We start from the raw sequence: 18,989 nt of genomic DNA, 5'->3' as shown, positions 1-18,989 counted from the left end.
AGCTTTTATGCTGGTAGGAATAAATATGAGTAACCCATTTGTTGCTAGGTGGAGTCGTAATGGCAACCTGCTTTGCCACGGCCACTGGTTAATATCTTATAAAGAAAATGATTTCACGTTACCGGAGAAATATAAAGAAAATCATATGGGAACGATGGGGATCTACTCTATCATCGATCCTGATGATGAAATGTACCGGGACGGACTCGATGAAGATGATTGGATTCTGGAAAATATCGACTGGCTGGCCGATAGCTTTGAAGAAAATAATGTCCCTATCGAAGAATGTTATTTCAGATATTTCTTTCAGGCGATAAATAAGCAGGACTGGCGATGCACCAGTTGTGCAGGTTGTATGTAAATCGCTCCATCATTATTAATTACTCTTATTTCCTCTGTATTCCTGTCAGCCGACGATCTAGTAGAGTCGTGCTATTTTCTCCCTGGTTAATCGGTAGCGTTTTATTCGATCTCCCTCGTTTTTCATCTCTTTTCATCTTCTTTGCTATGCGCTTCGCATACCGTGCAGCGGAGCGTCTTTTTCAGGGAAAAGTGTTACCCTGACCCAACAATCCTTGATTAAGATGAGGCGGCAATGACGGAAGCTGACATTCTGCGGTTAAGTGCTTTGGTGGGCGAGAAACTGAAGGCGCGTGGTGCCACGCTGACGTGTGCAGAGTCCTGCACCGGAGGCTGGCTGGCTAAGTCTATTACGGATATCGCGGGTAGTTCTGGCTGGTTTGACTACGGCTTTGTGACATACAGCAATCTGGCCAAGCAGCGTCTGGTGAATGTGAGCGCAGAGACACTGGAACAGCATGGTGCGGTGAGTGAAGCCGTCGTCAATGAGATGGCCGCAGGGGCTTTGCAGGCTGCCGATGCAGATTTTGCCATATCGGTAAGCGGCGTCGCCGGGCCAGACGGGGGAACCGAAGAGAAGCCCGTCGGCACGGTATGGTTTGGCTTCACAGACAAACAGGGTGGGGCATTCGCCCAGACAATGCGGTTCAGCGGAGACAGAAACGCGGTGCGTCTGCAATCGGTCCATTTTGCGCTGCAAACGTTGCTCGACACGTTTCTGAAAAAATAACCTTGATGCTGTATGCGTATACAGTATAATGTCAGTAATTATTCGGCAATTCATGATTAAGCAGCCGCGTAGAGACAGCAGCTTTACGCCGCATGACAGGAGCAGAAATGGCTATTGATGAGAACAAACAAAAAGCACTTGCGGCAGCACTGGGTCAAATCGAAAAGCAATTCGGTAAAGGTTCTATCATGCGGTTGGGCGAGGATCGCTCAATGGATGTTGAAACCATTTCTACGGGCTCTTTGTCCCTGGATATCGCTTTGGGTGCCGGTGGTTTACCGATGGGGCGTATCGTTGAGATTTATGGCCCAGAATCTTCCGGTAAAACAACGCTGACCTTACAGGTTATTGCTGCCGCTCAGCGCGAAGGCAAAACGTGTGCGTTTATCGATGCTGAGCATGCGCTGGATCCGATTTATGCGAAAAAGCTGGGTGTAGATATCGATAACCTGCTGTGTTCTCAGCCGGATACTGGCGAGCAAGCGTTGGAGATCTGTGATGCACTAACGCGCTCTGGCGCTGTTGACGTTATCATCGTCGACTCCGTTGCGGCACTGACGCCGAAAGCAGAAATTGAAGGTGAAATCGGCGACTCCCACATGGGGTTGGCTGCACGTATGATGAGCCAGGCTATGCGTAAACTGGCGGGTAACCTGAAGCAAGCCAATACGCTGCTGATCTTCATTAACCAGATTCGTATGAAAATCGGTGTGATGTTCGGTAACCCTGAAACCACGACCGGTGGTAACGCACTGAAGTTTTACGCCTCTGTTCGTCTGGATATTCGTCGTACTGGCGCAATCAAGGAAGGCGAAGAAGTTGTCGGCAGCGAAACCCGCGTGAAAGTCGTGAAGAATAAAGTGGCAGCACCGTTCAAACAGGCTGAATTCCAAATTCTGTACGGCGAAGGCATCAATATCCACGGTGAGCTGGTCGATCTGGGTGTGAAACACAAACTGATCGAAAAAGCCGGTGCCTGGTATAGCTATAACGGCGACAAGATTGGTCAGGGTAAAGCGAATGCCTGTAATTACCTGAAAGAGAACCCGGCGATTGCTGCGGAACTGGATAAGAAATTGCGTGAAATGCTGCTGCACAAAGGCAATGAGCTGACGCCAGCCGCTGCTGGAAATAGCCATGACGAAGATGAATTCGCCGGTGAAGGCAACGAAGAGTTTTAATCGTGGCTGAATGGATTGTGACAGGGCACTTCAGCGGATAGATGGATGAATAAACCATTACGCTATGCGATGAATGTGCTTTCTGTTCGCGATTATAGTGAAACTGAAATACGCCGCAAATGTGCGGCGTATTTATATAAGTCAGAAAGCGCAAACGCAGAAGATGAAGCTGATGAAGCCACAGCCCAAGCTGCGGCGGAAGATGTGGAAGCGGCTATTGCGTACTGCAAGGAACACGGTTGGCTGGATGACGAGCGCTATGCTCGCCGCTATATCAGCAGCCGGAGCCGCAAAGGCTATGGTGCCCAGCGGATCAAAATGGAGCTAAGCCAGAAAGGAATTGATAAGACAACGTTAGCCACAGCATTAAACGAGAGTGATATCGATTGGTGTGCGTTGGCGAAATCAGTTGTGGAACGAAAATTCGGGCATCCTCTGTCCGATGAATGGAAAGACAAAGTTAAACATCAGCGATATCTGCTCTATCGTGGCTTCTTTCATGAAGAAATCCAGTCAATTTATACGAATTTTTCAGATTGAACGCACACGGGATTTTACTTCCCATCGAAGAAAATTTATCTTATTCCCACTTTTTTGTTCGTGAGTTGCTCGGTAACGTCAGCATGCTGGACTAACCTTGCCCGCGATCTGTTCTTCTAGCTTGATTCCAGGACAATTATGAGCAAGAGCACCGCTGAGATCCGTCAAGCGTTTCTCGATTTTTTCCACAGTAAGGGACACCAGGTTGTTGATAGCAGCTCTCTGGTGCCGAACAACGATCCGACATTGTTATTCACCAATGCGGGTATGAACCAGTTCAAAGATGTGTTCCTCGGTCTGGATAAACGTAGCTATGTCCGAGCGACGACCTCGCAGCGCTGCGTACGTGCCGGTGGTAAACATAATGACCTGGAAAACGTAGGTTATACCGCACGCCACCACACCTTCTTTGAAATGCTGGGTAACTTCAGCTTCGGTGACTATTTCAAGCATGATGCGATTCGCTATGCGTGGGAGTTGCTGACGTCTCCTCAGTGGTTCAATCTGCCGAAAGAAAAACTGTGGGTAACGGTATACGCAACAGATGATGAAGCCTATGACATTTGGGCTGATGAAGTTGGCGTGCCGCGCGAAAGAATTATTCGTATTGGTGATAACAAAGGCGGGCCTTACGCCTCTGATAATTTCTGGCAGATGGGCGAAACGGGGCCATGTGGTCCGTGTACCGAGATTTTCTACGATCACGGTGAGCACATCGCAGGTGGCCCACCGGGAAGCCCTGATGAAGACGGCGATCGCTATATCGAAATCTGGAACCTGGTGTTCATGCAGTTCAACCGTCAGGTTGACGGCACAATGCTGCCACTGCCAAAACCGTCCGTCGATACCGGCATGGGGTTAGAACGCGTTTCTGCCGTTTTGCAGCACGTCAATTCAAACTATGACATTGATTTGTTCAAAACGCTGATTGAGGCGGTAGCGAAAGCCGTCGGGACGACGGATTTAACCAATAAGTCGCTGCGTGTTATTGCCGACCATATCCGCTCTTGTGCGTTCCTGATTGCTGATGGCGTGATGCCATCTAATGAAAACCGTGGTTATGTTCTGCGCCGTATCATCCGTCGCGCTGCGCGCCACGGTAATATGCTGGGCGCTACGGACGCCTTCTTCTACAAACTGGTTGCGCCGCTGATTCACGTCATGGGGCCAGCGGCTGAAGAATTGAAAAAACAGCAGTCTGTAGTTGAGCAAGCGCTGAAGACAGAAGAAGAGCAGTTTGCCCGCACGCTGGAACGCGGCTTGTCTCTGCTGGACGAAGAAATTAAAAACCTGAAAGGGGATACGCTGGATGGTGAAACTGCCTTCCGTCTGTATGACACCTATGGTTTCCCTGTCGACCTTACTGCAGATGTGTGCCGCGAGCGCGGCCTGAAAGTCGATGAAGAAGGCTTTGAAGCTGCGATGACGGCACAGCGTCAGCGTGCGCGTGAAGCTAGCGGATTTGGCGTAGATTACAACAGCCTCATCCGTGTGGATGAAAACACGCCATTCTGCGGCTATGAAAAAACGCAGCAGCAAGCGAAGGTTATTGCGATTTATCACAATGGAAACGCAGTTGATCAGATTGCGGCAGGTGATGAAGCAGTTGTGATTCTGAACGAAACGCCATTCTATGGTGAATCCGGTGGTCAGGTTGGCGACCAGGGTGAACTGAAAAATGCGGGCATCAGCTTTGCCGTTCAGGATACTCAGAAATACGGTCAGGCAATTGGCCACGTCGGTAAACTGACTCAGGGTACGCTGCGTGTTAACGACAGTGTCGATGCAAACGTTGATAGCCAACGCCGCGATCGCATTCGTCTGAACCACTCTGCTACGCACCTGCTGCATGCTGCGCTGCGTCAGGTTCTGGGCGATCACGTCGCGCAGAAAGGCTCTCTGGTTAACGATAGCTATCTGCGTTTTGACTTCTCACATACGGAAGCGATGCAACCTGAGCAGATTCGTCAGGTTGAAGATATCGTCAACGCGCAAATCCGCCGTAACCTTACCGTGCAGACGGATGTCATGGCGCTGGACGATGCGAGAGCGAAGGGCGCGATGGCGCTGTTCGGCGAGAAGTACGACGACCATGTCCGTGTTCTGACAATGGGGGATTTCTCCATTGAGCTTTGTGGGGGCACGCACGCAAGCCGTACGGGCGATATCGGCCTGTTCCAGATCATTTCTGAGTCAGGTACTGCTGCCGGCGTGCGTCGTATTGAAGCGACCACAGGTGAGAATGCGTTGTCTGCGCTGCATCGCCAGAGCGACGTTTTGCAAGACATTGCGCAACTGCTGAAAGGGGATAGTCACAACCTGACGGATAAGGTACGCTCTGTTCTGGATCGTGCCCGCGCGTTGGAGAAAGAGCTTCAGCAGTTGAAGGCTCAACAAGCGGCGCAGGAAAGCTCGTCGCTGTCTGGCAAAGCAAAAGAGGTTAACGGTGTGAAGTTGCTGGTTACGCAACTGGACAACGTAGATCCTAAGCTGCTGCGCACGATGGTTGATGACCTGAAGAATCAGCTTGGATCTGCGGTTATCGTTCTTGGAACGGCGGCAGAAGGCCGGGTTAGCCTGATTTCTGGTGTAACGAAAGATCTGACTGACCGTGTAAAAGCCGGTGAACTGATTGGGTTTGTTGCCCAGCAGGTTGGCGGTAAAGGCGGTGGTCGCCCAGATATGGCTCAGGCGGGTGGCTCAGACGTCTCTGCACTGCCTGCTGCGCTGGCAAGCGTTGAATCTTGGGTTGCTGCTAAGCTGTAAAACGACAGATAACGTTTGATTCGCGTTATCCGACAAAACGCCATAACTTTCTGGTTGTGGCGTTTTTGTCTGCGAAAAAGGATCCGGCAAGCAGGATAGAAAGTGTGTTACCTTCAGATATTCTGATGCTTTACATGCTCAGTCCTGTTGTTGTGATAACAAAGCACAAGCTACTGATATCGACTAAACTAACAAGTAGTGACAAACCGGAGTGTGATGGTGTGGTTATACCATCGTCTAGGTTTACGTTTTCACGGCACATGATGGATAATGGCGGGGAGACAGAGAGACCCGACTCTTTATAATCTTTCAAGGAGCAAAGAATGCTTATTTTGACTCGTCGAGTTGGCGAAACCCTCATGATCGGCGATGAGGTAACGGTTACCGTATTAGGAGTGAAAGGCAACCAGGTGCGTATTGGTGTTAATGCACCGAAAGAGGTTTCTGTCCACCGTGAAGAGATCTATCAGCGTATTCAGGCCGAAAAATCTCAACCAACGTCATATTGATTGACAATGCGTCTCGTGTTCGCGGGACGCAATTGTTATTTCCTGCTTTTCCCCCACTCATTTATCGATATATCCATTTTTACTGTGCGTTGCCTTTGGCAAGGTAACCGCCTGTTTTTCTGTCGATAAAATAGACTTTTTGTTGTGAAAGTGCGCGTCTTGGATGCGAATTGTTCAAACGAACACAAGGTGGGAAAAATTGTTTGACTTATAAGTCTGGGAAAGTAATATGTGCGCCACGCAGTACCGGTGAGCACTAACAAGAAGTTCTTAGTAGCGAATCAGGTAATGTAAGGTGAGGTGGCCGAGAGGCTGAAGGCGCTCCCCTGCTAAGGGAGTATGCGGTCAAAAGCTGCATCGAGGGTTCGAATCCCTCCCTCACCGCCATTTAATATGCATCCGTAGCTCAGCTGGATAGAGTACTCGGCTACGAACCGAGCGGTCGGAGGTTCGAATCCTCCCGGATGCACCATTAAATACTGCCTTTGCAAGGCAAGTAGTAAGTGAAAGCAAGTTTTGTCGCAGATGAAGAATTATCAATGCATCCGTAGCTCAGCTGGATAGAGTACTCGGCTACGAACCGAGCGGTCGGAGGTTCGAATCCTCCCGGATGCACCATTCTTAAGTATCTCGTTTAATTGCTCACCCCATTATTTCTGCACCACACTCTGCATCCGTAGCTCAGCTGGATAGAGTACTCGGCTACGAACCGAGCGGTCGGAGGTTCGAATCCTCCCGGATGCACCATATTTCGATATAGATAAAATTCTTGCCTTAGCACGAACCGATAAGCGTAAGAATAACCTTGCTTTAGCAACGACTCAAAGTACTAAGCAAGACAGATAGTTTTCTCCGATACGCCATTTCTGTTTTACCCATCGCTCTCTACCCTATTTTCGCTCTCAGCGTCACAGCCTTCTGTTCTGCTGATATCAGAATGATATTTTTCTCATTACTCCCGTGTATTAATTCTTACCTCTCCCTTGCCTGTATATTGATATTGAGCCGACGAGTAAATGAAGACTGCCTTACTACTATGGGGGTAATAACCTGTTTTTTATAAGGTTATTGAGTAAGCGACAACGTTTTCACTTTACGATAAAGTAAGCTCTCTTTTCAGTGATCATGGAGTCATGATGTACGATCGCTATCAAGGGCTGATCTTTGATATGGATGGCACCCTGCTTGATACCGAACCAACGCACCATAAAGCGTGGGATCAGGTTCTTGCCCGATATGGTATGAGATATGATGCCAGTGCCATGACAGCATTGAACGGCTCGCCCACCTGGCATATTGCACAGCGTATTATCGACAGCCATCAGGCTGATATTGATGCTCACCAACTCGCGGCGGAAAAAACGGCTGTGGTTGAGGAAATGCTGCTGGATACGGTAAAACCACTGCCGCTGATTGATGTTGTTAAGCACTATCGCGGACGGCGTCCTATGGCAGTTGGCACGGGTAGCACGCATGGCATGGCTGATAGATTGCTAACGCATTTGGGGCTGCATGATTATTTTGATGCAATCGTTGGGGCTGATGATGTTATGCAGCATAAGCCTTTCCCCGATACCTTTCTGCGTTGCGCTGAGTTGATTTCTGTCGCACCGGAACACTGTATCGTGTTTGAAGATGCAGACTACGGCATTGAAGCCGCTAAACGCGCTAACATGGCTGTGGTTGACGTCCGTACATTGTGAGTGAGTTCTGGGCCGTTTTTTCTCTTTTCTGGAGTAGCCTGCTCAGTGCAACACTGCTGCCTGGCAGTTCGGAAGTGCTGCTGGTAACGTTATTGCTTGCTGACAGCGCAAAGCCCTACCTGTTGATTGCTGTGGCAACGGTAGGAAATACGCTGGGTGGGTTAACAAATATTTTTATAGGGCGCCTACTCCCTCAGCCAAAACAACAAGCTGGGTATTCGGTGGCCATGCGCTGGTTACAGCGCTATGGCTGCGCTGCGTTGTTATTTAGCTGGGTGCCGGTAGTAGGCGATTTATTGTGCGTGTTAGCGGGTTGGCTACGCATGCCCTGGGTGCAATCGGCGGTTTTCATCGGTATTGGAAAAGCGCTGCGGTATATCGTATTGACGGGTATAACGTTGCAGGGGATGGCGTGGTGGTCTTAACCAGATTGCAATGCAAACTGGTGAGTGCTGCTGAGTTTCAATTATGCTTACAACCATTACATTTTAACAACGGGAGGTCGATTTGATCCCGGACATTTCAGAAGCACTTTCTTGGCTGGAAAAACACCCACTGGCAGTGAAGGGTATTCAGCGTGGAATTGAACGCGAAACATTGCGCGTAACAGCAAACGGACATCTTGCTACGACTGGGCATCCCGAGATATTGGGTTCGGCGTTGGCACACCCGTGGATTACGACAGACTTTGCAGAAGCGCTGTTGGAGTTTATTACGCCTGTCGATAAAGATGTCGATCACCTGCTGACGTTTCTGCGCGATATTCATCGTCACGTTTCCCGCAATCTGGGCGATGAGCGGATGTGGCCATTGAGCATGCCGTGCTTTATCGACAGCGAGCAAAATATAGAGCTGGCGCAGTATGGCTCATCAAATATCGGGCGCTTCAAAACGCTTTATCGTGAAGGGCTGAAAAACCGCTATGGCGCGTTGATGCAGACTATTTCCGGCGTGCATTATAACTTCTCTCTTCCACTGTCATTCTGGCAGGCGCGAGAAGGGGTTACTGATGCAGAAAGCGGGAAAAAAGCGATATCTGCGGGATACTTCAGACTGATCCGTAACTATTACCGCTTTGGCTGGGTGATCCCTTATCTGTTCGGTGCTTCTCCGGCGATCTGTTCTTCCTTCCTGAAAGGTCGGGAAACCGCGCTGCCGTTTGAGCGTACGGAAAAAGGCATGCTTTATCTGCCTTATGCGACCTCTCTACGGCTCAGTGATTTAGGCTATACCAATAAGTCACAGAGCAATCTGGGGATTACGTTTAACGACTTGGATACCTATGTCGCTGCGTTAAAACGCGCGATAAAAACGCCGTCTGAGGAATATGCTCGAGTTGGGATGAAGAAGGATGGTCGTTATCTACAATTGAATACGAACGTCTTGCAGATTGAGAACGAGCTTTATGCGCCGATTCGTCCGAAGCGTGTGACGCGTGCGGGTGAAACGCCATCTGATGCCTTGTTACGTGGCGGAATCGAATATATCGAAGTGCGTTCACTGGATATTAATCCTTTCTCTCCGACCGGGGTAAGTGAAAGCCAGGTTCGTTTCCTGGATTTATTCCTGATCTGGTGTGCGCTGGCAGATGCGCCTGAAATGAGCGCGGATGAGCTACTGTGTACGCGTAAAAACTGGAACCGAGTGATCCTGGAAGGGCGTAAACCTGGGCAAACGGTGGGTATGCGGTGTGAAACCATCCAGCAGCCAATTGCTGAAGTGGGGAAATCTCTGTTTGCGGATTTACGTCGCGTTGCGGAAGTACTGGACGCGGAAAACAATCAACCGCACTATCAACAGGTATGCGATGAGCTACTTGTTGGTTTTGACGATCCAGAAACGACGTTCTCTGGGCGACTATTAACGTTGATGAAGCAAGAAGGCAATGGTAGCGTGGGGCTGAATTTAGCGGAAGAATACCGCAAAATGCTCAGCAGTGAGCCGTTGCAGGTGTTGACGGAAGAACAATTGGCTGCGGCGAGTGAGAAATCCTGGCAGCGCCAACGTCAGATTGAGTCTGAAGATACGATGAGTTTTGACGACTATTTGGCGACGCATTAAAAAGAAAAGGCCACAGAAACTGTGGCCAAATAAACATCTCTAATAGGGATGATGATAATAAATGCGCGTCTTTCAGTAAGTCAGACTCGCATAAAAAGGAAAAGTTCTCGGAAACGAGAAAAAATGAATTTTTTTCTTGGAGGAGGTGAAATTATGCCATTACTAGACAGCTTTACCGTTGACCATACTCGTATGGCTGCACCCGCAGTTCGGGTCGCTAAAACCATGAAAACCCCTCATGGCGACAATATCACGGTATTTGACCTGCGCTTCTGTCGCCCGAACATCGAAGTCATGCCAGAGCGTGGCATCCATACGCTAGAGCATCTGTTTGCTGGCTTTATGCGCGATCATTTAAACGGTGATGGTGTTGAGATTATCGACATTTCTCCGATGGGATGCCGTACGGGCTTCTACATGAGCCTGATTGGCACGCCGGATGAGCAACGTGTTGCTGATTCCTGGAAAGCGGCGATGGCGGACGTTCTGAAAGTGACTGATCAGCGTAAAATTCCTGAGTTGAACGAATTCCAGTGTGGCACCTATGAGATGCACTCACTGAAAGAAGCGCAGGACATTGCTCAACACATCGTGGATCACGATATTGGTATCAACCAAAATGACGATCTGGCGCTGCCGAAAGATAAATTGGCCGAGCTACATATCTAGTTTCTTGGATAGGCACAGATAAAAAAAGAGAACCGAAGTGGGTTCTCTTTTTTTTATGCTCGTGAACGCGTCAGACTGCGAGGAAGTGCTGTATAACCCGGCTGCCGAAGTAGGACAGCGTCAGCATAAGGGCTCCGATCAGGCTGAACCAGACGACGCGCCGTCCCCGCCATCCTTCATGGTAATGTCCCCAGAGCAACAGAATATAGATGAACCAGGCAAACAGGGAGAACACGGCCTTGTGCAGGTTCTCTTTGTTATCGATCAGGTCATCCATATAAAACAAACCAGTACAGAGCGTCAGCGTGAGCAAAATGACGCCAATCTGTGTGATGTGAAACATCTTGCGCTCAATACCCATCAGCGGCGGCATGTCAGCGGCAAATCCCAGCTTTTTATTCTTGAGCAGATAATCAAGCCAGGCGAGTTGAAGCGCATAAAGGGCAGCAATTAACAGCGTTGCATAAGAGAAAAGGGCCAGTCCGATATGGATCATCAAGCCCGGCGACGCTTCCAGATGCGTAATAAACTCACTCGGCATGAAGCTGGCGAAGGCCAGATTGATCAGCGCAAAGGTGTAGACGATAGGAAGAATAAACCAACCGCGATCGCGCGTGGCGACAAACGTCATCACCGTACAGATGATGAGGCTGACCAGAGAACCGATATTCAGCAAGCTAAGGTTTTGGCCGACCTGAACATCGAAAATGCGTTGATAGAGCGCCACCGCATGACAAATTAGCGCAGCGCTGGCCGAGAGTATTGCCAGCCGACGATATGCACTGTTCTTGCGCAGCAGACTGGGGATAATCAGTCCGAGGCTGAGTGTGTAGGCGACAAGCGCCACAATAGCGAAAACAGACATACAAATTAGGTTATTAAATATCAACTAGGTAAAATGAAGAATCAGTATAGCGTTAGTCGCCGCGGGCACCAACAGTTCTCCGTCAGCAGCGCTGAGATCGTTCCCGCTTTTGTGTATAATCTCTTCCATTCGTGTCGCGCTGGCGGCCTGTCTTACGTTGAGCATGAGATATGTTTGAAAATTTAACCGATCGACTCTCGCGCACATTGCGCAATATCAGCGGCCGCGGGCGGTTGACTGAAGACAACATAAAAGAAACGCTGCGTGAAGTGCGTATGGCATTGCTGGAAGCCGACGTTGCGTTACCTGTGGTGCGTGATTTTATCAATCGCGTGAAAGAGCGCGCTGTCGGACATGAAGTCAATAAAAGTCTGACGCCGGGCCAAGAGTTCGTCAAGATTGTTAAAAATGAACTTGTCAGCGCAATGGGTGAAATCAACGCCGAGCTGAATCTTGCTGCGCAACCGCCTGCGGTTGTTTTGATGGCGGGTCTGCAAGGTGCGGGTAAAACGACCAGCGTGGGCAAGCTGGGTAAATTCCTGCGCGAAAAGCATAAGAAAAAAGTGCTGGTGGTTTCAGCTGACGTTTATCGCCCTGCGGCGATTAAACAGTTGGAAACATTGGCAGAGCAGGTGGGTGTCGACTTCTTCCCATCAGACGTGCAGGAAAAGCCGCTTGCTATCGTAGAACGTGCGTTACAGCACGCTAAGCTGAAGTTCTACGATGTCCTGTTAGTCGATACCGCGGGTCGTCTCCACGTTGACGACGCGATGATGGACGAAATCAAGCAGGTTCACGCTGCGATTAAGCCGGTTGAAACGCTGTTTGTGGTTGATGCCATGACGGGGCAGGATGCGGCGAATACGGCGAAAGCCTTTAATGAAGCGCTGCCTCTGACCGGTGTGATCCTCACCAAAATTGATGGTGACGCCCGCGGCGGTGCGGCGTTGTCTATCCGCCATATTACTGGCAAGCCAATTAAATTCCTCGGCGTCGGCGAAAAAACCGAAGCGCTGGAGCCGTTCTACCCTGAGCGCGTTGCCTCGCGAATTCTCGGTATGGGCGATGTGCTTTCACTGATTGAAGATATTGAAAGCAAGGTCGATCGTACACAGGCAGAAAAGCTTGCCAACAAGCTGAAGAAGGGCGATGGGTTCGATTTGACCGATTTCCTGGATCAGCTCAAGCAGATGCGCAACATGGGCGGCATGGCGAGCATGATGAGCAAAATGCCGGGCATGGGCCAACTGCCTGATAATGTTAAGTCACAAATGGATGACAAGGTGCTGGTGCGTATGGAGGCGATCATTAATTCGATGACGCGTCAAGAGCGTGCCAAACCTGAGATTATTAAAGGATCGCGTAAACGTCGTATCGCGCAGGGTTCCGGCATGCAGGTACAGGACGTGAACCGTCTTCTGAAACAGTTCGATGATATGCAACGAATGATGAAGAAGATGAAAAACGGCGGTCTGGCGAAAATGATGCGCGGTATGAAAGGGATGATGCCACCTGGATTCCCGGGGCGTTAATCACCGAAATCGATGGTGCAGAGAAACTCTTGGCGTGATTATACGCTTTAGATTGCTTTTTGCGCCAAAATGAGTAAAATTTTCGGGCTTTTTATATGACATACTGGGCTCCGTTCCTCGATGGGGCCCAGTTGTTTTATTCACTAAAGAGGATGTTATGGTAACAATTCGTTTGGCACGTGGCGGCGCGAAAAAACGCCCCTTCTATCAAGTAGTCGTGACCGATAGCCGCAATGCGCGTGATGGTCGTTTCATCGAGCGCGTAGGTTTCTTCAACCCAATCGCATCTGGTCAAGCAGAAGCCCTGCGTCTGGATCTGGACCGTATCGAGCATTGGCTTGGTCTGGGTGCAACTGTGTCTGATCGCGTATCTTCGCTGATCAAAGACGCTAAAAAAGCAGCATAACCTGTTGCGGTGGTGATAATGAGCAATCAACTCAGCCCAAAACCTCCTGTTAACCCGATTGTTATGGGGAAGATAGGATCGGCATATGGCATCCGAGGTTGGCTCAGAGTGTTTTCATCCACCGAAGATGCCGAGAGCATTTTTGATTATCAACCTTGGTTCATCCAGAGTAAAAGCGGTTGGCAGCTTGTCGAGATTGAAGGCTGGAAGTATCACAATCAGGATCTGATCATTAAAGTGAAAGGTGCTGATGACCGTGATGCGGCTAATTTACTGACTAATTGCGAAATTGTCGTAGATTCGTCACAACTGCCCGATCTGGGCGAAGGTGATTATTACTGGAAGGATCTTATTGGCTGTCAGGTCGTGACCGTAACCGGTTATGAGTTAGGTAAAATCATCGACATGATGGAAACTGGCTCGAACGATGTGATGGTAATAAAGGCCAACCTGAAAGATGCCTTCGGAGTCAAGGAACGGCTGGTTCCGTTCCTCACCGAACAGGTTGTTAAGCGCGTCGACCTTTCTGCTCAAACTGTTGAAGTAGATTGGGATCCTGGTTTTTGAACTCTGAATCGACCAGTAGTACCCAGCGGAACGAGACTATGTGGATTGGGGTGATTAGCCTGTTTCCAGAGATGTTCCGGGCAATTACTGATTACGGAGTCACTGGCCGGGCAGTTAAAAATGGCCTGCTGAACGTACAGTATTGGAGTCCTCGCGATTTCACTTACGATCGGCATCGCACCGTGGACGATCGGCCTTATGGCGGCGGCCCCGGAATGCTGATGATGGTGCAACCTTTACGGGATGCGATCCACGCAGCAAAAGCAGCGGCAGGCGAAGGCGCGAAAGTGATTTATTTATCACCTCAGGGCCGTAAATTAGATCAGCAAGGCGTACATCAACTCGCTACGAATCAGAAGATGATTCTGGTCTGTGGACGGTACGAAGGGATTGATGAGCGCGTAATTAAAACCGAAATCGATGAAGAATGGTCGATCGGCGATTACGTACTCAGCGGTGGGGAACTGCCAGCGATGACCCTGATTGACTCCGTTGCCCGCTTTATACCGGGCGTTCTGGGGCATCAGGCTTCAGCAGAAGAAGATTCTTTTGCCGATGGATTGCTGGACTGTCCTCATTTCACTCGCCCTGAAATACTGGAAGGCATGGAAGTTCCGGCTGTGCTACTGTCCGGTAACCATGCGGAGATACGCCGCTGGCGATTGAAGCAGTCGCTGGGCCGAACCTGGCTTAGAAGACCTGAACTTCTGAAAAGCCTAGCTCTGACTGACGAGCAAACAAGGTTGCTGGCTGAATTCCAACGTGAATATCAGTCTGAGCAACAAGAGTATTAGGTGGTTACGCCGGTTTACCGTGCGAACCCAACTATCAGTTTACCTAGGGTAAGAGACATATTATGAGCAACATCATTAAGCAAATCGAAGACGAACAAATGAAGCAGGACGTACCTGCATTTCGTCCGGGTGATACCGTAGAAGTGAAGGTATGGGTTGTTGAAGGTAGCAAAAAACGTCTGCAGGCATTCGAGGGCGTGGTTATCGCTATTCGTAACCGCGGTCTGCATTCTGCATTCACTGTTCGCAAAATTTCTAACGGCGAAGGCGTGGAGCGTGTATTCCAGACTCACTCTCCAGTAGTTGACAGCATCGCTGTTAAACGTCGTGGTGCCGTGCGTAAAGCCAAACTGTACTACCTGCGTGAGCGTACTGGTAAGTCTGCTCGTATCAAAGAGCGTCTTAACTAAGATAGCGCTTTCGCAACATCCGAAAGTTGTTATTTATAAGGGGTTTAGCCAAAGGCTAAACCCTTTTTTTATGCCTGATGTCAGTAAAAAGCCCACCATGTTGGTGGGCTTCGCTTTCCCTGGTGCCATCTTTATTGTTTGAATTTCAGTACCATGATGACATTAGACATGGTTATTTTATAAACGTTTATACAGATCAATTTTCCAATATTGATCGGTTCAGGCGATCAAAATACCGCGTTAATACCGTTTTTATCCTGTTCAGAATGGCTTATTAGCGATGACAGTTGGGTACATGTGCATATGATCGTTAATGAACTGAATATCGGTGAATCCAGCCTGCTCTAACTGCGACTGTGTTTGTTTATGGGTACGAAACGCTGTCCACGTTGCCCCAATAATCCGTGAGAAAAGGACATATTGAAGGGCTAGCAATTTCGGGTCGGTGTTTATCCATGGGGAATCTTGCGACAGCGTAGGTGGAGGCGTCATAAAGCTGGTTATCAACGTACCTCCAGGTTTCAGCCCAGAATAGAACACGCGGTAAAGCTCAGTAACTTTGTCATCATCGTGTTCATAGACGTTGAGTCCGTTGCTGGTAATCACATCTGCTTGTGCTGCCAAATCAATTGTCCAGGCATCAGCAAGTACCAACGATATCTTATTTTCCAGCCCTTGCTGACTGGCAAGTTTATAAGCTTCTTCCAGTGCCTGTTTATCCAGGTCGATCCCGATTAATTTCACATCTCGATGCCGCGTATAGTCCAACAGCAATAAGTCGGCCATGACACCGCAGGGGACAGATACCATGATAGCGTCGGGGCGCAAGAGTTCTTGAAGCAGGCGTTGGAAAATACCAAATCGTTCACGTGTTGCCAAAACGCTGGGTAACTGTGTGTAGATGATTTCTTCGAGGGAGTTAACATAGTGAGCTGGCTGATGTGCTATCACATTATGCGTCCAGTACGCATTTAACCCGTGATGTTTAAGTAAAAACTGGCCTAGCTCAAGGTGGGAGAAAGCGTCCAGAAGCGCGAGTTGCTCCTCTATGGAAATGCCGGGATGGTCGCCGGACTCGATAATTTTGTTCTTTACCGCAGCGACTCGTTCATCATGGCTTTCCTGTGATGGGGCTGCGTGTGATAAGAGTCTTGAACTGCTATTTAGAGACGGGTTATGAGGCTTGCTTGTACCGGACATATGAGCACTCCATAATATCAATCGCTATCAGGAATAATGGATGTAACTAACAGTGAGATATGAATTTTCGGTATCTCTGCATCAGGTTGTTAATCACCTAATGTGATTATTTAATGTGAGCGATAATAGAGGGGAGGTATGTCTGACGTATGTCTGTGCGAGTACAAAAGTGAGTGGAATTGTTACCAGATGCGATGAGCCATAGCGTTTTGCCAGCTAAATTGCTGATGAGTATGGGCCATCGTTTATCTTTAGAAGGGTGTTAAGGCAGACTCTGTTGCCAGCTAGCTCGAAGTATCTCCGCATTCTCTACGCCATCGCAGCTGGCGGGAAAGTTTTTCCCTGCTTTTCCCCATTCTTCCATGTTATCTGTGCCGCAAAAAGCCGACTGTCCGGCCTGATAGCCACGTAGGTAGGTTTCACGATCAACTTGAGGATTACCAAACCATTCCTGCAAAGTGCTATCGTCCTTTACGACCATGCCAGAGATTGCATCCTGATAACCTGTTTCGTACCAGAAGCCCGACTCACTTTTAGCGGGTAGCGACGGGACGTTGCTTTGGCATGCTGTCATTAAAAGAACTACAGCCAAGACATAACTGTATCTCATCATCAAACCTTCAATGTTGCGGCCATTGGCCTGAAGAAGCACCGCATCAGGCGATGCCTAATTTTTCTTTCAGTAATTTGAGATAGCGGCGGCTGACGGGGATGTGTTTTCCCGTATGCGTCAAGACTTCTGCTGCGCCGTTTTCCATTAACTGGATTTCTTTCAGCTGTTCCGTATTAACCATATATTGACGATGGCAACGGACGAAGGGCGTTTTCTCTTCCAGCGTTTTCAATGAAAGTTGGGTATAGCCGGACTGGCTGACGCCCACGACGTGTACGCCGCTGAGTTCTGAACAAAGATACTCGACTTCCTCAATCTTGAGCAAAAAAATACGATTGTGTCCGTTACAGGGAATATGGCGGAGTAAGGGCTCTGAAATTATCTGTACGTTTTTATTTACACTAACGCCGCGGCGTAAGCGATTTAGCGTTTTACTTAGCCGCTGTGCATCCAGCGGTTTAAGCAAATAGTCAAAAGCATGTTCTTCAAATGCCCTCACCGCGTACTCATCATAGGCTGTCACGAAGACGACGTAAGGCATATTTTCTGGATCTAACATGGCGACCAGCTCTAATCCGCTGATCTTTGGCATCTGTATATCCAGAAAAATCACATCGGGTTGCAGCCGATGGATAGCCGGTATCGCCTCCAGCGCATTGCTGCACTGTGCAATGATAGTGATATCAGACTCGTTTTCCAGCAGCAGGCTGAGCTCTTCACGCGCCAGCTGTTCGTCATCGATGATTATGGCTTTCAGCATCCTTCCCCCTTGTTGGCGTGATTCTATCACTATTCAGGCCTGGGATTAGCATTGTTGCGTTGTGAAGTGATAGGGCAAGCAGATATCGTTTTTCTGGCAATATTTAGGGTGGTAATTTTTTATTTACACTAAGTGGATTGAAATCTTTACGGTTCGTGTTATGGTGTAAACATGACGCGTAGGCAGGTTGTACAGACAGTAGTCTTTACAGACGATCGCGAATATACCGAACTTTTCAGGAATGGGATCATGCAAAAAGATTCACTTAACAATATTAATATCAGTGCAGAGCAGGTTTTAATTACTCCCGATGAATTGAAAGCCAAGTTTCCGCTTAACGACGCAGAACAGCGCGATATTGCGCAAGCGAGAGCAACCATTGCGGATATCATTCATGGTCGTGACGATCGGTTGCTGATTGTCTGCGGGCCTTGCTCGATTCATGACACGGATGCTGCGTTGGAATACGCGCGCCGTCTGCAGTCACTTGCTGCTGAATTAAACGATAGTCTCTACATTGTGATGCGTGTTTATTTTGAAAAACCGCGTACCACGGTGGGCTGGAAAGGGCTCATCAACGATCCGTTCATGGATGGTTCATTTGATGTGGAAGCAGGGCTGCACATTGCGCGTGAGCTGCTGCTGGAATTGGTGAATATGGGACTGCCGCTGGCGACTGAAGCGCTTGATCCGAACAGCCCACAGTACCTGGGCGATTTATTCAGCTGGTCGGCTATTGGTGCACGTACAACAGAATCACAAACGCACCGTGAGATGGCTTCCGGCCTGTCGATGCCTGTTGGGTTCAAAAACGGCACGGATGGCAGTCTGGGAACGGCGATCAACGCGATGAGAGCCGCTGCAATGCCGCATCGCTTTGTGGGTATCAATCAAACGGGTCAGGTCTGTCTGCTGCAAACGCAGGGGAATATTGATGGGCATGTGATTCTGCGCGGCGGTAAAAAACCAAACTACAGTGCGCAGGATGTCGCCGAATGTGAAAAACAGATGCAGGAAGCGGGACTGAGACCTGCTCTGATGATAGATTGTAGTCACGGTAATTCGAATAAAGACTACCGCCGTCAGCCACTTGTTGTTGAATCTGCGATTGAACAAATCAAGGCGGGAAATCGTTCCATTATAGGTTTGATGCTGGAAAGCCACCTTAACGAGGGGAGCCAGTCTTCAGAACAGCCGCGTTCAGATATGCGTTACGGTGTATCGGTCACGGATGCCTGTATCAGTTGGGAAAGTACAGAGACGTTGCTGCGTTCTGTTCATCAAGAACTGAGCGTTGCACGGGCGAAACATTCAGGAGAGTAA

Annotated in this window: 20 protein-coding genes and 4 tRNA genes; 20 read left to right on the top strand and 4 right to left on the bottom strand. The window is 49.0% G+C overall.

Annotation, left to right across the window (positions count from 1 at the left end):
* Nucleotides 1–25: 25 nt before the first annotated feature.
* The 14 genes from HP572_RS14690 to luxS all read left to right on the top strand — a co-directional run bounded on the left by HP572_RS14690 (nucleotide 26) and on the right by luxS (nucleotide 10,519).
* The gene (locus tag HP572_RS14690; protein ID WP_039536292.1) at nucleotides 26–361 is read left to right on the top strand and encodes a hypothetical protein; all 336 of its coding nucleotides are present in this window, start codon (nucleotides 26–28) and stop codon (nucleotides 359–361) included.
* Nucleotides 362–595: 234 nt separating this feature from the next.
* On the top strand, nucleotides 596–1,090 hold the full coding sequence (pncC, locus tag HP572_RS14685) for a nicotinamide-nucleotide amidase (RefSeq protein ID WP_240583594.1): 495 nt from the start codon (nucleotides 596–598) through the stop codon (nucleotides 1,088–1,090).
* Between the two features lie 107 nt (nucleotides 1,091–1,197).
* On the top strand, nucleotides 1,198–2,271 hold the full coding sequence (recA, locus tag HP572_RS14680; protein WP_240583593.1) for a recombinase RecA: 1,074 nt from the start codon (nucleotides 1,198–1,200) through the stop codon (nucleotides 2,269–2,271).
* 45 nt (nucleotides 2,272–2,316) lie between these two features.
* Nucleotides 2,317–2,811, top strand: coding sequence for a recombination regulator RecX (gene recX / locus HP572_RS14675; RefSeq protein ID WP_205554827.1), 495 nt, complete (start codon nucleotides 2,317–2,319; stop codon nucleotides 2,809–2,811).
* 138 nt (nucleotides 2,812–2,949) lie between these two features.
* Entirely contained in the window at nucleotides 2,950–5,577 is a 2,628-nt protein-coding gene (alaS, locus tag HP572_RS14670) for an alanine--tRNA ligase (protein WP_240583592.1), read from the top strand.
* Between the two features lie 323 nt (nucleotides 5,578–5,900).
* A complete protein-coding gene (csrA, locus tag HP572_RS14665; protein ID WP_005972168.1) occupies nucleotides 5,901–6,086 on the top strand; it encodes a carbon storage regulator CsrA in 186 nt (61 codons plus the stop codon).
* A gap of 294 nt (nucleotides 6,087–6,380) precedes the next feature.
* Nucleotides 6,381–6,473 (top strand) — tRNA-Ser (locus HP572_RS14660).
* Between the two features lie 8 nt (nucleotides 6,474–6,481).
* Nucleotides 6,482–6,558, top strand: a tRNA-Arg gene (locus HP572_RS14655).
* A gap of 69 nt (nucleotides 6,559–6,627) precedes the next feature.
* A tRNA-Arg gene (locus HP572_RS14650) sits at nucleotides 6,628–6,704 on the top strand.
* Between the two features lie 52 nt (nucleotides 6,705–6,756).
* Nucleotides 6,757–6,833, top strand: a tRNA-Arg gene (locus tag HP572_RS14645).
* A 389-nt stretch (nucleotides 6,834–7,222) separates the two neighbouring features.
* On the top strand, nucleotides 7,223–7,789 hold the full coding sequence (yqaB, locus tag HP572_RS14640) for a fructose-1-phosphate/6-phosphogluconate phosphatase (RefSeq protein ID WP_205554831.1): 567 nt from the start codon (nucleotides 7,223–7,225) through the stop codon (nucleotides 7,787–7,789).
* On the top strand, nucleotides 7,786–8,214 hold the full coding sequence (locus HP572_RS14635; protein ID WP_039288358.1) for a YqaA family protein: 429 nt from the start codon (nucleotides 7,786–7,788) through the stop codon (nucleotides 8,212–8,214). Before yqaB ends, HP572_RS14635 begins: the two co-directional genes overlap by 4 nt.
* 82 nt (nucleotides 8,215–8,296) lie before the next feature.
* Nucleotides 8,297–9,850, top strand: coding sequence for a glutamate--cysteine ligase (gshA, locus tag HP572_RS14630; RefSeq protein ID WP_240583591.1), 1,554 nt, complete (start codon nucleotides 8,297–8,299; stop codon nucleotides 9,848–9,850).
* Between the two features lie 153 nt (nucleotides 9,851–10,003).
* Nucleotides 10,004–10,519, top strand: a complete 516-nt coding sequence (gene luxS / locus HP572_RS14625) for an S-ribosylhomocysteine lyase (RefSeq protein ID WP_014916315.1) — start codon at nucleotides 10,004–10,006, stop codon at nucleotides 10,517–10,519.
* A 70-nt stretch (nucleotides 10,520–10,589) separates the two neighbouring features.
* Here the strand turns inward: luxS and HP572_RS14620 are convergent, their stop codons facing one another.
* Nucleotides 10,590–11,384, bottom strand: a complete 795-nt coding sequence (locus tag HP572_RS14620; protein ID WP_010286006.1) for an inner membrane protein YpjD — start codon at nucleotides 11,382–11,384, stop codon at nucleotides 10,590–10,592.
* 170 nt (nucleotides 11,385–11,554) lie between these two features.
* On the opposite strand from HP572_RS14620, the gene ffh reads away from it, so the two are divergent.
* The 5 genes from ffh to rplS all read left to right on the top strand — a co-directional run bounded on the left by ffh (nucleotide 11,555) and on the right by rplS (nucleotide 15,093).
* Nucleotides 11,555–12,916 carry a signal recognition particle protein gene (ffh, locus tag HP572_RS14615; RefSeq protein WP_095700327.1) on the top strand — a complete coding sequence of 454 codons (1,362 nt, stop codon included), beginning with the start codon at nucleotides 11,555–11,557 and terminating at the stop codon, nucleotides 12,914–12,916.
* A gap of 157 nt (nucleotides 12,917–13,073) precedes the next feature.
* Nucleotides 13,074–13,322, top strand: a complete 249-nt coding sequence (gene rpsP / locus HP572_RS14610; protein ID WP_010285998.1) for a 30S ribosomal protein S16 — start codon at nucleotides 13,074–13,076, stop codon at nucleotides 13,320–13,322.
* An 18-nt stretch (nucleotides 13,323–13,340) separates the two neighbouring features.
* Nucleotides 13,341–13,889: a ribosome maturation factor RimM gene (gene rimM, locus HP572_RS14605; protein WP_010285997.1), complete on the top strand. Its 549-nt coding sequence runs from the start codon at nucleotides 13,341–13,343 to the stop codon at nucleotides 13,887–13,889.
* A 38-nt stretch (nucleotides 13,890–13,927) separates the two neighbouring features.
* Complete coding sequence (gene trmD / locus HP572_RS14600) at nucleotides 13,928–14,683, top strand: tRNA (guanosine(37)-N1)-methyltransferase TrmD (protein WP_010285995.1); 756 nt, start codon at nucleotides 13,928–13,930, stop codon at nucleotides 14,681–14,683.
* A gap of 62 nt (nucleotides 14,684–14,745) precedes the next feature.
* A complete protein-coding gene (gene rplS / locus HP572_RS14595; protein ID WP_010285987.1) occupies nucleotides 14,746–15,093 on the top strand; it encodes a 50S ribosomal protein L19 in 348 nt (115 codons plus the stop codon).
* A 261-nt stretch (nucleotides 15,094–15,354) separates the two neighbouring features.
* On the opposite strand, the gene HP572_RS14590 is transcribed toward rplS, so the two are convergent.
* From HP572_RS14590 to btsR, 3 genes are all read right to left on the bottom strand, one after another.
* Nucleotides 15,355–16,293 (bottom strand): cyclopropane-fatty-acyl-phospholipid synthase family protein, encoded by a 939-nt coding sequence (locus HP572_RS14590; protein WP_240583590.1) that lies wholly within the window; start codon nucleotides 16,291–16,293, stop codon nucleotides 15,355–15,357.
* Between the two features lie 262 nt (nucleotides 16,294–16,555).
* The gene (locus tag HP572_RS14585; RefSeq protein ID WP_371745277.1) at nucleotides 16,556–16,867 is read right to left on the bottom strand and encodes a DUF2799 domain-containing protein; all 312 of its coding nucleotides are present in this window, start codon (nucleotides 16,865–16,867) and stop codon (nucleotides 16,556–16,558) included.
* 82 nt (nucleotides 16,868–16,949) lie between these two features.
* The gene (btsR, locus tag HP572_RS14580; protein ID WP_010285977.1) at nucleotides 16,950–17,666 is read right to left on the bottom strand and encodes a two-component system response regulator BtsR; all 717 of its coding nucleotides are present in this window, start codon (nucleotides 17,664–17,666) and stop codon (nucleotides 16,950–16,952) included.
* A gap of 249 nt (nucleotides 17,667–17,915) precedes the next feature.
* Between btsR and HP572_RS14575 the strand changes: the two genes are divergently transcribed.
* On the top strand, nucleotides 17,916–18,989 hold the full coding sequence (locus HP572_RS14575; protein ID WP_240583589.1) for a 3-deoxy-7-phosphoheptulonate synthase: 1,074 nt from the start codon (nucleotides 17,916–17,918) through the stop codon (nucleotides 18,987–18,989).

It is taken from the genome of Pectobacterium sp. PL64 (assembly GCF_022477975.1).
In the GTDB taxonomy this organism is placed as follows: domain Bacteria; phylum Pseudomonadota; class Gammaproteobacteria; order Enterobacterales; family Enterobacteriaceae; genus Pectobacterium; species Pectobacterium jejuense.
The sequence above is the reverse complement of the archived record's forward strand: the minus strand, read 5'-3'. Positions and strand labels throughout refer to the sequence as shown.